We start from the raw sequence: 15,350 nt of genomic DNA on the forward strand, positions 1-15,350 counted from the left end.
AAAAAGCGAAAACAATACACCTCAAAGTATCTTAAGAAAGCATTCAAGAAATCTTAATATTTATATTCCAGAAAGCTCCATTATTGTTCAGGATGCTTATCTTCATTCGGATTTTTCCGTCTGTCATATGCTTACAACAGGTAACTGAAAATATCCCAAAAGAAGCCACCGATAACTTTTCATCTGTTATCAGTGGCTCCTTTTCAACTCTGTCATCGTTGAAAGCTTTCGCCCAGCGTCCTTATTTTATTTCTGCAAGACAGATGTCTGCTCCTTCTGCCTGTACATTAATGCTGTACTTATCCGGGTAATATCTCGTTGAAAATACATATTCTCCGTCATTTACAAATACTTCTACGGAAGAGACATCCGCAATAACACGGATATTCGTCACTTCATCAGTTTCTACATACCGACAGTCTCTTCCGGCAGAAACGCAAGTCTTTCTATTGTCTGTAAAACGCATCCTGAATCTGCCATCTGTATATTCCAGAAGCAATTCTTCAGCCAATGCAATACAGAACTGGTTGTTCTGGATTTTATCTATTTTCAGATCATATGCCTTGCAGGAATCTGCCTGCAGTTTATTTTCTGCAGTCTTTGTAATCGTTTCTTTGTAATCCAGCTCTCTGACCGGTCTTTGACAGATTTTTCCATCTTTCACATAAATCTCTCTCGGCAGAGTAAAACAATGCTGCCATCCATCTGCGATTGTCAGGTTTGTATACGCTTCGCAGTCCGGCATTCCCATCCAGCTGATGTGAATCCGTCTTCCATCTTCTGTCTCAAAACTCTGCGGTGCGTAATAATCAAATCCATAATCCCAGAGTTTATATTCTCCAAGTTTATAAGAAGATAAAATATCTCCCTCTACTTCAAAATATCCGGACTGATATACGTTACGTTCTTCCCAAATACCGCCTTCTAAGCCTTGTACAGAAGCAGACAGGATTTTCTTATCTCCAATCGTAAAATAATCCGGGCATTCCCACATATATCCAAATGGTTCCTTCGATTCAATTCTGCTCTTAAACTTCCAGTTTACTTTATCTTTAGATGTAAAAATGAGTATCTGCCCTACATCTTCTTTCGTACGCGCTCCCTGCACCATATAGTAAGTGTCCTGCTCTTTCCAGACTTTTGGATCACGCACATGACAGGTCAGATCATCCGGATAATCTGTATTTCTCATCAATTGCTTTTTATGTCCGAAATGGATTCCGTCCTCGCTTGATACAAGTACTGTATTTCCTTCTCTTCCGGTTCGGATATAGTCATACTCACCATCTTCCAGTTTCACATTACCTGTGTAATAGAGATACATTTTTCCGTCTTCCACAAGCGCACTTCCAGAATACACTCCATGACAGTCGAACGGCTGATCCGGATACAAGGCAACTCCCTGATATTTCCAGTCCAACATATTGTCACTTATGTAATGTCCCCACATCTTCACGCCGCCTTCTGCGTCAAATGGCGAATACTGGAAAAATGCATGGTACACACCTTCAAACTGGCAGAGTCCGTTCGGATCATTAAGCCAGCCCACTGGCGGCATCAGGTGGAAATGTTCCCGGAATAAAAGCTTTTCTTCCTTTTCAGCCCCCTGTGTTTCTGCGATATCTGTTAATTTTATAAGATCTCTTGTTAATGCGTTCATCTACGTTTATCTCCATCTTATCTATGTCTGAATCTGATCGCTTTTATCTCTGATTGCGAATCATTCAATTATTATTTAACCAGTCTGCATACTTCATCTGTAGAAGTAACTTCTCCCGGTTCTGCTTTTTCAACTTCGCTGAAATCATCTGCATTCGTCAGGATCATCATTGTCGTTGCCGGATGGCCAGCTTCTTTCACAGCATCCAGATCAACTTCAACCAGCACGTCTCCTGTCTTTACCTGATCTCCGTCTGCAACCTTTTTCACAAAACCGGTTCCGTCCATCTTCACTGTGTCGATTCCAATATGAATCAGAAGTTCACCACCGGTTTTTGTTGTTAAGCACACAGCATGTCCGGTTTCAAAAATATTGGTGATCTCGCCGTCACACGGTGCTGTCACTTTCCCATCCTCCGGTTCTACTGCAATCGTTGTTCCCAGTAACTCTCCTGCAAATGTTTCGTCTGCCACTTCAGAAAGTGGAACTACTCTTCCTTTTACCGGACTGTATAATACTTCTTCTGCAACTGAATCCACAGCATTTTCTGATACTTCTTGGTTTGTTGAATTTTCTGTTTCCATCGAGTCTTCTGCTTTTGCTGTGTCTGCTGCTATGCCTGCATTTTCAATCGCTGTTGCTTCTATATTACCAGTTGTCTGTGTCTCCGCTTTCTTATCTGTATAGATCACAAATGAGATCACAAATGCCACACCGACAGAAATGATCATTTCTATCAGATACTGTAATGGCTGGTTGAGGCAAAGCAGGATTCCGAAAATACCGGTCACTCCTGTTCCTTTCGCACCAAGATGTGCAAGTGATGCATATAAAGCGCCACATCCTCCACCGATACATCCTGCGATAAATGGTTTGAAAAATCTTAAGTTGACACCGAAAATCGCTGGTTCTGTAATTCCCATAAACGCACTAAGTGAAGATGGAAGTGCAAGAGATTTAATTTTCTTATCTTTGGATTTTACACCAACTGCAAGTGCTGCGGCACCCTGTGCAACGTTTGCTGCACTTGCAAGTGGAAGCCAGTAAGTTACGCCATATTTTGCAAGCTGTCCGATATCGATTGCGGTATACATCTGATGAATACCGGTAACAACTGTCGGTGCATACAGACTTCCCATGAGCAGACTTCCAAGTCCGAGAGGAAGTGTCAGCATCCACTGGATGAGTCCAAGTACTGCATTTTCTGCCCATACGAAAACCGGGCCTACAATAGAAAGTGTTAAATAACCGGTCACAAATACACTGACAAGCGGCGTCACGAAGAGATCCAATATTTCCGGAACTATCTTATGCAGCTTCTTCTCCAGTACGGACAAGATCCATACCGCAATAATTACCGGAATGACATGTCCCTGATAGCCGACCATATCAATATGGAACAGTCCACCAAATACGCTCTGTGTCTGCTTGACACCTTCTGTTGCCACTGTATATGCATTCTGCAGAGACGGATGGATCATGATCATACCGATGACCGCTCCAAGATACTGATTGGCGCCAAATGCCTTCGCAGCCGAAAACGCAATCAGGATCTGCAGAAATGTATAAGCGATATTGCTGAATAAATTAGCAAATACATAAATAGAACTGTGTGTATCAATATGCAGAAAGCCATTGCTGTTCATAAAATCAAGTGAGTTCATGATTCCCATAAGGAAACCACTCGCTACGATCGCAGGAATGATCGGTACGAAAATATCACCTAATAACTTAATCGCACGCATAAACCAGCTCTGCTTGTCTGTCGCTGCCTGTTTTGCTTCTTCTTTTGTGCTTGCAGTAATCCCGGCAATTTTGATAAATTCATCAAAAACTTTGTTCACGGTTCCCGTGCCGAGAATAATCTGAAGCTGTCCGGATGCCTCAAACACCCCCTTTACTCCTTCTACATTCTCCAGTGCTTCCTTGTTCGTCTTACTGTTATCGGCAATTACAAGCCGAAGTCTTGTTGCACAATGTGCGGCAGATGCAATATTCTTACTTCCGCCAACATGTTCTAAGATTTCTTTTGCCGTCTTATTGTAATCCATCTCTTGCTCTCCTTCCTCATTCATTCCTATAATGTGAAATCGTTTTCATATTTCATGGTTTTATGATAAGAAAAAAAATGCCATTTGTAAAGATGGCATTTTTACTGATATTTCTGGTTCAATTTTGTACACTTCTACCTATAAAACCTGTCTCTGGCAACCAGTCCTTCCTTAAAACCTGCCCCTGACAGCTACTCCTTATCGTCCGGCAGCTCATCCAGGCCGATCAGGCGGAATCCCAGTTTCATTTCCACGGATACATTTTCATCCTGTTCAATCCGGTCAAGCAACAGTTCCGCACCTCTTATGCCACTTGTCATATAGCCGAAATGCACCGTTGGAATTCCTCCTGTAACCGCTTTCAGCAACTGGTTATCACCAAACCCTGTCACAAGGATCTCTTTATCCGGGCAGACACTTTTCACTGCCTGGATCGCTCCTGCAGCAATCGTATCTGTCGCGCATGATATGATATCGATATCATGTTTTTCTTTTAATAATTTCACACTCTCCTCATATCCGGATTCCGTTGTAAATTTTGCCGTCCTCCGGTACACACTTTCAGGTTCCCTGCCTGCCGCTTTCATGCCTGCCATGAATCCGTCTTCTCTCGCAGCTCCGGCCGACTTATCTTCTCTCGTTACTCCGATGTATCCGATCCGTTCCCGGCTTCTTAACGCAACTGCATGCCCCATTGCCTTTCCGGCACCATAGTCGTCATGATAAATACAGTTAGCATACTTCGTATACTGTCCGACTACAACAACCGGAACTCGTGCTTCTTTAAAAAAGCGCCGGTGTTCTGCTGTGATCACCGTTCCTATAAGAATAATACCATCCACCGGATAATTCTCGAATAAACGCATATAGGATACTTCTTTTGACGGCGTATTGTCTGTTCCTGCGAGGAGCATCTGGTAATTCCGTTCTGATAAAATCTTCTCAATTCCTGCCGTAGCACGGCTGATCGACTCCGAATTAATCTTTGGAACGACAACCCCCACAAGACTTGCTTTTTTCGTCCGTAGGATTCTCGCCTGCGCAGAAGGCTGATATCCCGTCTTTTCTATCACACTGCGTATCTGTTCTTTTTTCTCTTCACTGACATAGCCTCCGTTCAGATATCTGGATACGGCCGCACTTGATACGCCTGCCAGTTTTGCTATTTCTTTAATTGTCAACGGGATATCCTCCTTTTATCTCAGTAATTTTCTCTTGATTATTCTTTCTGCTTCATCGAATCTTAGTAATTTTCTGCATGTACTTCAAAATATGCCTGTGGATGTGCACATACCGGACAGACTTCCGGTGCCTTTTCGCCAACTACGATGTGGCCACAGTTGCGACACTCCCATACTTTTACTTCGCTCTTTGCAAATACTTCCTGTGCTTCCACATTATGAAGCAGTGCACGGTAGCGCTCTTCATGTGCCTTCTCGATCGCTGCAACCATGCGGAATTTCTCAGCCAGCTCCGGAAATCCTTCTGCTTCTGCAGTCTTGGCAAATCCATCATACATATCTGTCCACTCGTAGTTTTCTCCTTCTGCAGCCGCTGCCAGATTCTCTGCTGTATTTCCGATTCCTTCTAATTCTTTGAACCACATTTTTGCATGTTCTTTTTCGTTATCTGCTGTTTTTAAAAACAGGGAAGAAATCTGCTCAAAGCCTTCTTTCTTTGCTTTCGATGCGAAATATGTGTATTTATTTCTCGCCTGTGACTCACCTGAAAATGCTTCCATCAAGTTCTTTTCTGTCTGTGTTCCTGCATATTTGTTTCCCATTTTAAAACCCTCCGTCTCTTAAAATATTTGTCCGGAAATGCCGTTCCCTCATTTCCGATACTATCTATATTATACAGCTTTTTCCAAAATATAAACAAAATTTCTTTACAACAAATATGTTTCGATCCTTTCTTTCTGAAGATTCTCACCGATCACAATAAGCACTTCCTGCCCTTCCGCGACATCCGCTGTCAGCATATGGTCTCTCGTTGCATTAATCTGTTTCCAACCGTCTTCTTTTGCAAATCCTTTGATGCGGAAGACATGTCCGCATGCCGGATCTGCCAAAATCTGTCTGGCAGCTTCACCCAGTTCCTGCACATTTTTATGAAGTTCCAGAAAATACAAAGACGTGAAATCTTCTTCCGTTGCATCCATCTTACGGTAACTTGCCTGTTTATATCCCACTGCCATGATCCGCTCAAAGTCCGCATCTGTCATACTGTCCGCTGTCTTTTCCAGTATCTCTTCTCCCTCCAGCACTCTCTTACACCCAATACCGGCAAGCGCATGGTTCAGATGTGCGATCGTATTTCTCTTATCTTCTTCATTCGCCAGATCTGTCTTGCTTAAAATGACACAGCCGGCACTGGAAACCTCCGACGCAAGCAGATAATCTGCTTCTGCTGATAAATGTTCTTCCAGAGTCGCATCTGCCACTGCAATAACACTTCCGATCTCATACCAACGATCCAGGGGATCGTCCCGCAAAACATCAAAGAATTCATCTACATCATAGATGCCCGACGGTTCCACGATCACCCGGTCATATCCACACATTCCCATGGAAATTAACTTTGTGCGGAACCGTCTGCGGTGCGTCTCTTTATCGCAGCCACCGGAAACCATCTCCAGTTCACATTTTTCTCCCATCAGATCCTGAAGCAGCATCATATCAACGTTGACAGCTCCATAATCATTTTCCAGAATCCCGATATTCATCCCCTGTCCGATCAGATACTCTGCATATTTTTTTATAAATGTTGTCTTCCCGGAGCCTAAAAATCCGGTAATCAGATCTATTTTTACCATTCCATGTCTCTCCTGTTATTATTTTCCTATAATTATCTCAGATTTCATTCTTTACAAATTCTCTGTTTGCTTAATATGACATATATAAAATTCTCAATGATTTACACGAACGCATATGCTCGGCAATCATTTGTATTTTCTTGATTCTAACATAAAATCTCTCTCACCGCTATATCCGCATATGATCAGCAAAGAAAAATGGTGCCGGAAATCCCGACACCATTTTCCCGTAAGGTATATAAAGAGAGTCTGCCAAGAAGGCATTCTATGTTATTGCTTTACGAACTTGCATTTCCTAAGTCCGTAAGCGCATAACAGCTTTTTGTACGTTGTATATCTGCTCCTTGGCACATATACTTTTGCATTCTTCACATTAATAAATACATGTGGCTTCTCCAACCTCATCCGTTTTGTTCCTTTAAATACAATCTTTTTCAACTTCTTATTCTGACAAAACGCATGTGCAAACATTTTTGTTACATTCTTTCCAACTGTAAGTTTCTTAAGATTCGAACACCTGTAAAATGCTTTGTATCCAACTTTTTCGATAGAATCCGGAAGTACAATCGTTTTGATTTTCTTATCTGCTTCAAACGCACGCTTTCCAATCGCTGTTACATTATATTTGACCGAATTCCATGAAATGCTCTTTGGAATCGACACATTTTTACTGCTGCATTTTTTGGCAAATCCGATAACTTCCACTTTTCCTGTTCCGTCTGTTTTCGAATTTGTCACCCTATAACGATATATCCCTTTCGTAATAACATCACCTTTGCGTATGTTCCGCTTTCCTGTTACATTTACTTTGATCATGGCTGTGGCGTCGAGTTCTGAATTTTTCACAGTTACAGTACTGTTCAGACTTTTATATTTGTCTTCATCAATAATATATTTTAAGTAAACTGTTTCTTTTTTATCACTGTTAAGACTACCTGCCTTCAATACTTTTTTCTCTGTCACTTTATTTTTTTCTATAGATGCCACTTTACTTTTTTTCAGCTCTTTGCCTTTACTGTCTGTAAGAGCCCAGTGCCCATGGGCTTGATTAAATCCATAGTAATCTACGCCATTTTTATTTGTTCCTTTTACTGTAATCTTTTCCAGTGCAAATTGATCTCCACTTCGCATGTTCAACGTCTTCACACCATTTGTAACAACCACTTTTTTAAGAGGATACAGTGGGATGAGCCCTTTGACATCCGAATGCGTACTATTTGCATCATAACGGAGCACACCACCGGTTACTGCCATCGGACAATGGGACGACAGCCATGCTACCTTATCTTTCAATGTTACTTTTTCACTGCCTGCTGACTGAGTCATTGTACCGGAAGAGACATTCTCTTTCGCCTTCTTCGCGATATTTTTACTATCATCCGTACTCTGTGTTCCATAGATAGAGGTATCTTCTGTATAATAAAAATTCACACTGTTAATCAATTGGAGCATATAATTCTCTATTCCTGCAGCCTCTAGTGCTTCTTTGTCTGCCTTTCCGATCGGCTGTATCCATTTGCTGTATACTCCGGAATTTTCATCATAACTCCATTCATTTTCAACTTCTTCTCCGTTGCTGTCCTTCACAACTTTATCATATAAGTAATACGTCTTATTTCTAAGTTTATATATACCGCTTGCTGTCATCTCAGTCTCATAAGAAACCGGACGTTCTTCTTCCAGATCCTCTACTTCAAATGTACTCTGGATTTCTCCGTCGTCACTTACAAGGATCCTGTTCACACGTACTGCTGCCGTCTCTGTTCCGACCTCATCCTCGTTGATCGTTCCGTTTAAGATTCCTGTCCAGTCCAGGCTATTTACTTTATCTGCCGGTCTTTCATCATTTCTTTTCTCAGACCAGCCAACAGTCTGTCCATAAGTCTCTTCGTAATTTTGTGTGTTTACATATTTTACTGCACGATTATACAGATTATCCATCGCTGTCGTGCCGCCTTTTTCTGAATCTGTTCCAAAAATCGTACTGAAATGCCCCTGCCGATATCCAGATGTATGGAACATCTGCACTTTATCGTTATCATCATACACCACGCCCGATAACGAGAAAATTGCTGTTTTAAATGTCACTGCCACGGGACAGTCATAACCTAATTTTACATTCGTTGCAACGCCTGAAGATTCTACTCCGGCTGCTGTCTGTGCCGGAAGCGTTATATTGGTGGAAACTTTATTTTCCTTTAACAGACTATACTCCTTCTCCCCGGAATAAGCGGTAGGCAATGCCTCTCCGCATGTAACTTCCAGTCCCGACTTTTTTTCTATCTCGCCCAAAAGCGGAATCCCCGTTGAAAGTCCGATATCCGGGTTGATCATCTCACTGTAAGAATACTTCTTTCCTGCCTCTAAAGTGTTGGACGTTGTAAGCGAATGAGATTGTTTTAACTCCATTCCCACATTTTTTGCCTTTGTTGATTCATTTTTATAATAACTGAGTTCCGGATCTTTCTTACTACTTGTTTGAATAGATACCCCGCCGGCATTATTTTCTGCCGCTTGCTGCAGCGACTCATACTCCTGTGCTTTTGTAATATATTCCAGTCCGTCTCCGGCAAGCACCGCTAACTTAAAATCATAAAATGCAATTCCAAATGTATTATAGTTATACTTAAATGTTCTGCCTGCGCGGTCCACACACGTAACAAGCGAAAATACTACATCCCGTCCGGTATCATCATTTAACTGTTTTAATGTATTTTCTGCACTCTCGGTCTCTTGTAGCACATCACTTCCTTTGATCTTATGATGAATCGCATCTGCGATTTCATCTGCAGCAAGTTGTCGTACCTCTTTCAGACTGGTCGTACAGGAAAGCCCACTCCACTTTGTATAATCCTTTCCTTTTGTTCCATTCACATGTTCTTCCGGCTGTGCAAGCGCATCGGAAATATCTGCATATCCTGCTTTGTTCCGTGTATTTTCTGTAGTAAAATTATTCTCAAATCCGCCGTTTGCATTTACTCTTGCCGCAACTTTACTATGCGTTCCATAAATCTGCTCTGCAAGAGACGACCACTGACTGATCACACTATCTGTGCCACCATCCATATCTTTTCCACTTTGCAGAACCGCTTTAAATAAAGCCTTCTGATCTGCCAGATTCAAGCGCTTTTCCGGATCTCCATCATGGATATCATAATATATCTTGTTATCTATATTCACCGAACGAATCCCTGTCCGGTCTTTTACCGGGCCGCTTTCCGCATTGTTTTTATACCGATATGTCACACTGGCGTCAGACGCCGCTTTCACCGGCAAAGGAACGGATAATCCGAGTACAGACGACATAGCCAGTACTACTGCGAGGGTCCCTGCCAACATTTTTCTTTTTCTGTAATTCATCCTCTGCACCTCTTGTATTTATATTGATTATTTATTCACTGTAAATATTGTTTGCCTTCTTTTTCCGAAACCGCATACAGATAACGGTGACAACCACACCTGCCACAAAAGCAACAAGACCGATCAGTACATAAATATCTGCTCCGTTGCGCAGGAGAACAGATCCGTAGCCGGATGCTACCGTCGCAACTCCAGATATGTGTGTCATACGAAACATCCTCCCCATACATACAGCCAGTACAATAGCTATCGCTATTAATCCTGAAATAATCCGCCTGTCATACCGGCAGCGCAAAAACAGACTCCGGCGACGGATCTTACATTTTCTGATCTCCTTCTGATCCATTTTCCGACCTCCTTTCTCGATTTTATATACTTTTTTCACTCTCTATCTATACGAAAGACACAATAAAAAAAATCCTTTCACTTATTTTTCCTAAGTGAAAGAATTTTTTTCTTCTTTTAATTTTATTATGCTCTTCCATCCGGCAAACAGCCCAAGTATCATGACTGTCGGGAACAGATATCCAAATGCTCTCCAGTTCCCTTCTGCAGAAACAAGAAGATTATAAATTGCATGAAATACACTGCACGCTCCAAGAAGTCCGACCATTCCGGTTATTGCAAGAGTACGTCTCCGGAAAATATAAGTAATCCCGAATCCCATAAGAATCCCACACAGGATATGCAACGCACCGGAAGCAAATCCACGGACTACAAGGATCTCAAAATCTGCTGCTCCGTTCTCTGTCAGATAGCATATATTTTCAAATGTTGCAAATCCAACCGCAAGCGCAATCGCGGTTCTTGGTATTTCTTCTTTCTTCGGTTCAAAAATCAGAATGTAAAACAGAAGCGGAAATAATTTCATCACTTCTTCGCAGACCGGCGTAATCTCAATTGCCGCCTGTACTGCATCTGCTCCATAATAATTCATAAAAAAGCTGTTCACATATGCCGACAGCATACACATCCCCATTCCGGTTGTAACAAAAAACGTATATTTTCTCGCCTCACCCGGTATAAACAGAAGTGACAACAACATCGGTACTGCAATACAGATGAAAATATTTTCAATGTACATCATGTTTCTTCACCTCCGAAACTGTACACGGCAGCAGACCGGCGACTGAAAAAGTCAGTACAAAATCAATCAGGAAATACAGATTAAATTTTGTATAATCATTGAAAAAATGCGAGCTTATGTATAGAACAAGCTGAAGGATCACACAGATCAGCGGCCACACATCTGTCAACCGGATGTCGTCTCCATACTGCATATGAAATACCGCTATATACGTGATTGCTCCGACTGTCACTGCAAATGCTCCTGTAGACAGAATTGCCGGACCGAATATCTCACTTCTCATTGCGACTATAAAAATCACAGCCGCGCAGACTGCAGGGACAGGCGCAAAACGGGATTTTTCCCCGTCTCTGCGCACAATCTGATAAGTATGCAGAAAGAGATAGCTGGAAATCCATGAAATCTCTGCTACATAAAAAATCTGCGGAACGTCACCGCGAATGAAGAGGTATAACACATAATACAAAGTCCCCATCATAAAACAACCATGTTCCAGCGCCAGAATAATATAGATCCGGTCTTTTTGCCGGAACCAGAAAATAATATCTGCCACTGCCGCCACAAGCATTACACCGACCTGCATAAAATTGTCAATCAACTCAAAATTCATCTGTATGCTCCCTGCTTCTACTCTTCATCCTTTTTCGCCTGTTCCGCACTCTTTTCATATTGTTTCTTCTCCTGCCGATGCTCCTCTGCACGTTTCATCCGATATAACAACACTGTCACACACACACCAAGTGCAAATGCCAGTATTCCCATACATATATATCCGAGCGCATCATACTGTCCGAACATGCTTGCCATTCCGGGACTGTAATTCATCTTACCTGCAGCGTTCTGCTTCATAACACTCGGAAGATACATTCCCAGACCGACTACAGCGATCAGACATGCGGCAATACTTATTCCACTGATCATATACTGTCTTTTCTTACGCTCTTCTATCTTAATCTCCTGTGTTCTTTTATGAATCAACTGCTGACGCTCTTTATTCGTCCGCATATACAAATCCCTCCTGTTCCAGAATGATTTTCAGACTTTTTTTGCCTCTATGTACCAGATTCGTAATCTGCTGTTCGCTCTTTCCGAGAATCTTTCCTGCTTCCCGGTAACTCATTCCTTCCAGACTCACAAGATACAATGCTTCCCGATACTCTGTTTTTAACTTTGCCATCGCTTCATAAAGCTGACGTTCTCTCTCCGTCTGTCGAAGTTTTGTATCTACCAGTTCCTCACTCGGCAGATCAAAAGTCAGATCATCCAGATGCAAAAACCACAGTTTATGCTTCTGGTTATGCCGGATTGTCAGATTCCTTGCTGTCTTATATAAATAAGCCCTAAAACTTCCATTCCCCTTAATCGGACGCTCCTTTGCAAAAATCTTAGAAAATGCTTCAATCATCAAATCTTCTGATTCATGTATATCATGGATATATCCATGGATGTAATAGGTAAGCGCATCCCCGTATCTGTCTACCAGAATGTCGGCACCTTGTTCTATGCCATCCAGATATTGCCAATATGCCTCCTCGTCTGAGATCATACGGGTTCCCCCTTCCTTTTTCTTTTATTGTATCCGAATCGACTTTATTTTTCAATCTTTTCAAAATAGTGCTGACCGCTAATTCCTATTTTTATCTTTGATTTTACATATATTATTTAATTATTATCCTATAATATCCTTTCTTTTTCAGTTTTTGCTTGTTATAATTATGCCACCATTTAAACCTAATCCCTTTTCGGATACTGCGATAAGCTATGGTAATTAAAATGAGACAGAGAACTGTGGTCAAAGCTCTCTGTCTCTTTATAAGATGATACAATTATTAGTGAATTGTCTTTGCTATAAAATATATTTCCTGTAGCGATTATTTGATCTCGTCTGTCTCGATGACGAATTTTACTGCTCCATCCATAGATTTGTCTCTTCCGCTGTATGTCTTGTAAGCACACTTGTCAGAAGTCAGTGCATCGAAACGATCCAGAACATCACCGAGTTCATCCTCGAATGTGCTCTTTAACTTGCCTGTTCCTTCTTTCTGGAATTTATCTGCTCCGTTTGCAAGCTCCTCTGCTCCTGAGCTTAACTTATCAGCTCCTGAGCGAAGCTCATCGCTGTTAGAAGAAAGCTTTGCAGATCCTTCGCTTAACTGTGAGCCAAGTGTATTAAGACCGTTTGCAAGCTTGTTTGTTCCGCTCTGCAGTGTGCTTACTCCGGCTACGAGTGTCGGGCTATTTTTCTTTAATTTCAATGCACCGCCTGTGAGGGCATCATTATAAGAACTGAGCTGTGAAAATCCTTTGTTCAAAGCAGCAATTCCCTGCTGTGCTTTCGGGAAAGCGACAGAAGTCTTACCATCTAACTCATTGATTCCTCCTGCCAGAGCTACGATACCTTTGTCTAATCCTTCCATTCCAGCATTCAATGCATCAATCTTTGTTGTAAGGTCTTTCACATCATCCTGTGGAAGCGCATCTTTTCCTTTTGCGATAGCATCCAGTTTTTTCTGCATCTCCGGAAGCTGTACCTGAAGTGCCATAGCTGTGTTTTCAAATGTTGTACCCTGTTTCTGAATATCAGCTGCAATCTTCTGAATGTTTGTCGGATCTACAGATGGCATTGTAATGCTGACTTTATCCTGTTTCTTTAATGCATCGATATCTTTTGTTGCGTCTTTCGCATCTTTTAATGCATTGATGGACTCATTCAGCTCTTTCTTCTCTGCGGCTGTTGCATTTTCTTTCTGTTTCTCTAATGCTGCAACAGAGCTGTCGATCTGCTTCTTGCTCTTCTCGGAAGCTGTCTGTGCTTTATCTACCGCATCATTGTAATCTGTAATGGATTTATTTAATTCTGTAACTTTTGCTTCGCAGGCTTTCTGTAAATTACCAAGCTGCGTATTGATTGTACCTAATTCTTTCTGTAAGCTTTCAAGATCTGTACCGATCTGCTGTACCGGTGCAGCAATTCCTGTATTCATTGCTGTCTGCAGGCTTTCTGTCTCTGCGATCATCTCCTTACCGGTTTTTACCATTCCGTCAACCTGTGTAAGTAATGTCTGTACTTCTTTGCTTCCAAGCGTTTCTTTCAGCTGCTTTGTTCCGGCTGCAAGCTGTGCGGAAGCAACCGTTAAGTCTTCTTTTGCCTCTCCCTTACCGTCTGTAGAAGCTTTCATTTTGTCGATCGCTCCCTGAATCTTTGTAAGGCCATCGCTCAATGTTGTAAGTTGTTTTGCTCCTTTGGCAAGCTTCTTCTCGCCACCTACATAAGATGTAACTCCATTTGCAAGAGTTGTTGTTCCTTTTGCGTAGTCATTGACACCTTTTACAACTTTGTTGACACCATTTACATACTCTGTAACACTGCCGCTTAATTCTCCGTCTTTGCTTAAATATTTCTGGATCGCATCATTTAACGTATCTGCACCTTCTGTGTAGCTGTCCACTCCGTTTGCAAGTGTCTTTGTTCCATCGGAAAGTGTGTCCGATCCGCTTACAAGCTCCAGTGCTGCATCATCGAGTTCGTCGAGTGCATCCTGAAGGGAATCCATATCTGTAATGTTATCAAGATCTAAGTCCTTTGTAAGGTCGCTCAAGCCTACTGTAAATGTGGATGACATTTCAAAATCTGTTACATCTGCTTCTACTTCCAGGCTCTCTGGAATTGTAAGATCATCTGCATTTTTGATATCATCAATGTTCAAGCTTTCTTTTAATCCCGGCATACCAAATCCAACAACAATACTTCTGTTTCCATCAGAAATAACTTTTCCGTTATCGATCGTAACATTTGTGAAGTTGTCATTTGGAAGAATCATACCCGTCATCATTACGAAAACTGTATACATGTCTTCTGTCTTGCCATTTACTTCCACATTCTTCTTGGATTTATTTTCATAGTTTACTTTAATTTTCAGATGTCCGCTTTTACCTTTCAACTTGTTCGGCTGAATCTCTTTGCCATCCAGGTAATAAGTGAGTTTTACGGATACCGGAAGTTCTTTGTCGGTTGTTCCCTGATAATAAATGTCTTTTCCATCTGTATTCCATGTAATTTTGTCACCGTCTGCTGTATATTTCTCATCACCTTTGACATTCTTAATGTCATTCAGTGTACTCTTGTCTGTAAGTTTTCCGGAAACATCACCGGAATTTTTCAGCCAGTTGGATACAGTAATTTCATCTGTATTACCGGCTGCATCTGCATTTACATACACAGTTTCTTCTTTATATAATTTGTCATCATTATCTTTTTTATCAGAACTTGCAGCATATACCGGCATCGCACCTACCATAACCGACATTCCTACAGCAAGAGAAGTTGTGAGTCCACGTTTGATCAATTTACTATTTCTATTCATGCTTCTTACTTCC

12 protein-coding genes are annotated in these 15,350 nt (G+C 41.6%); all 12 read right to left on the reverse strand.

The window, feature by feature from the left end; all coding sequences use genetic code 11:
- Positions 1–241: 241 nt before the first annotated feature.
- Positions 242–1,660: a glycoside hydrolase family 32 protein gene (locus DW125_RS02960; protein WP_117537067.1), complete on the reverse strand. Its 1,419-nt coding sequence runs from the start codon at positions 1,658–1,660 to the stop codon at positions 242–244.
- Between the two features lie 71 nt (positions 1,661–1,731).
- Complete coding sequence (locus DW125_RS02965) at positions 1,732–3,711, reverse strand: PTS beta-glucoside transporter subunit IIBCA (RefSeq protein WP_117537068.1); 1,980 nt, start codon at positions 3,709–3,711, stop codon at positions 1,732–1,734.
- Between the two features lie 191 nt (positions 3,712–3,902).
- Complete coding sequence (locus tag DW125_RS02970; RefSeq protein ID WP_117537069.1) at positions 3,903–4,892, reverse strand: LacI family DNA-binding transcriptional regulator; 990 nt, start codon at positions 4,890–4,892, stop codon at positions 3,903–3,905.
- 62 nt (positions 4,893–4,954) lie between these two features.
- Positions 4,955–5,494: a rubrerythrin gene (gene rbr / locus DW125_RS02975; protein WP_021860063.1), complete on the reverse strand. Its 540-nt coding sequence runs from the start codon at positions 5,492–5,494 to the stop codon at positions 4,955–4,957.
- A gap of 105 nt (positions 5,495–5,599) precedes the next feature.
- The gene (locus DW125_RS02980) at positions 5,600–6,526 is read right to left on the reverse strand and encodes a GTP-binding protein (protein ID WP_117537070.1); all 927 of its coding nucleotides are present in this window, start codon (positions 6,524–6,526) and stop codon (positions 5,600–5,602) included.
- Positions 6,527–6,796: 270 nt separating this feature from the next.
- Complete coding sequence (locus DW125_RS02985; RefSeq protein ID WP_117537071.1) at positions 6,797–9,886, reverse strand: leucine-rich repeat domain-containing protein; 3,090 nt, start codon at positions 9,884–9,886, stop codon at positions 6,797–6,799.
- 31 nt (positions 9,887–9,917) lie between these two features.
- On the reverse strand, positions 9,918–10,232 hold the full coding sequence (locus tag DW125_RS02990; protein ID WP_117537072.1) for a hypothetical protein: 315 nt from the start codon (positions 10,230–10,232) through the stop codon (positions 9,918–9,920).
- Between the two features lie 90 nt (positions 10,233–10,322).
- Positions 10,323–10,973 (reverse strand): PrsW family glutamic-type intramembrane protease, encoded by a 651-nt coding sequence (locus tag DW125_RS02995; protein WP_021860058.1) that lies wholly within the window; start codon positions 10,971–10,973, stop codon positions 10,323–10,325.
- A complete protein-coding gene (locus DW125_RS03000; RefSeq protein WP_117537073.1) occupies positions 10,960–11,583 on the reverse strand; it encodes a hypothetical protein in 624 nt (207 codons plus the stop codon). Before DW125_RS03000 ends, DW125_RS02995 begins: the two co-directional genes overlap by 14 nt.
- Positions 11,584–11,600: 17 nt before the next feature.
- Complete coding sequence (locus DW125_RS03005) at positions 11,601–11,978, reverse strand: DUF4179 domain-containing protein (protein ID WP_117537074.1); 378 nt, start codon at positions 11,976–11,978, stop codon at positions 11,601–11,603.
- Positions 11,965–12,519: an RNA polymerase sigma factor gene (locus DW125_RS03010; protein WP_117537075.1), complete on the reverse strand. Its 555-nt coding sequence runs from the start codon at positions 12,517–12,519 to the stop codon at positions 11,965–11,967. The genes DW125_RS03005 and DW125_RS03010 overlap by 14 nt, the downstream gene beginning before the upstream one ends.
- 325 nt (positions 12,520–12,844) lie before the next feature.
- On the reverse strand, positions 12,845–15,337 hold the full coding sequence (locus DW125_RS03015; protein WP_117537076.1) for a hypothetical protein: 2,493 nt from the start codon (positions 15,335–15,337) through the stop codon (positions 12,845–12,847).
- Positions 15,338–15,350: the final 13 nt, after the last annotated feature.

The organism is Dorea sp. AM10-31 (genome assembly GCF_003435815.1).
Taxonomy (GTDB): Bacteria; Bacillota; Clostridia; order Lachnospirales; family Lachnospiraceae; genus Dorea_D; species Dorea_D hominis.

Bases quoted from the DNA above. Each gene is read 5' to 3' on its own strand.
- DW125_RS03005 (WP_117537074.1), bottom strand. From the start codon at position 11,978: ATGCGGACGAATAAAGAGCGTCAGCAGTTGATTCATAAAAGAACACAG.
- DW125_RS02980 (WP_117537070.1), bottom strand. From the start codon at position 6,526: ATGGTAAAAATAGATCTGATTACCGGATTTTTAGGCTCCGGGAAGACA.
- rbr (WP_021860063.1), bottom strand. From the start codon at position 5,494: ATGGGAAACAAATATGCAGGAACACAGACAGAAAAGAACTTGATGGAA.
- DW125_RS02990 (WP_117537072.1), bottom strand. From the start codon at position 10,232: ATGGATCAGAAGGAGATCAGAAAATGTAAGATCCGTCGCCGGAGTCTG.
- DW125_RS02995 (WP_021860058.1), bottom strand. From the start codon at position 10,973: ATGATGTACATTGAAAATATTTTCATCTGTATTGCAGTACCGATGTTG.
- DW125_RS03010 (WP_117537075.1), bottom strand. From the start codon at position 12,519: ATGATCTCAGACGAGGAGGCATATTGGCAATATCTGGATGGCATAGAA.
- DW125_RS02965 (WP_117537068.1), bottom strand. From the start codon at position 3,711: ATGGATTACAATAAGACGGCAAAAGAAATCTTAGAACATGTTGGCGGA.
- DW125_RS03000 (WP_117537073.1), bottom strand. From the start codon at position 11,583: ATGAATTTTGAGTTGATTGACAATTTTATGCAGGTCGGTGTAATGCTT.
- DW125_RS03015 (WP_117537076.1), bottom strand. From the start codon at position 15,337: ATGAATAGAAATAGTAAATTGATCAAACGTGGACTCACAACTTCTCTT.
- DW125_RS02960 (WP_117537067.1), bottom strand. From the start codon at position 1,660: ATGAACGCATTAACAAGAGATCTTATAAAATTAACAGATATCGCAGAA.
- DW125_RS02985 (WP_117537071.1), bottom strand. From the start codon at position 9,886: ATGAATTACAGAAAAAGAAAAATGTTGGCAGGGACCCTCGCAGTAGTA.